Source organism: Polaribacter sp. 2305UL8-11 (genome assembly GCF_058147165.1).
In genome coordinates this window covers 1-232 of sequence record NZ_JBYVJW010000134.1, presented here as the reverse complement: position 1 = coordinate 232, position 232 = coordinate 1, and the positions used below count along the sequence as shown (strand labels likewise).

The 232-nt window shown below is 29.7% G+C and carries 1 protein-coding gene; it reads left to right on the top strand.

The window, feature by feature from the left end:
* Window positions 1-232, top strand: a 232-nt coding sequence (locus ACY2RW_RS16475; RefSeq protein ID WP_490123802.1) for a response regulator, incomplete at both ends; no start/stop codon positions are given.

The following is a 232-nucleotide window of genomic DNA, read 5'->3' as shown; positions in this document are numbered from 1 at the left end:
TAGTAGAAGACGATCCAAATTTTGGAACCGTTTTAAACGATTATTTAGCATTAAACGATTATAACGTTAAACATGCAAAAGATGGTATAGAAGGATTAATTATGTTTAAAAACAGTGATTATGACTTCTGTATTTTAGATGTTATGATGCCTCGTAAAGACGGTTTTTCTTTAGCACACGATATTAGAAGCACAAATAAAGAAGTGCCAATTATTTTCTTAACAGCAAAAAC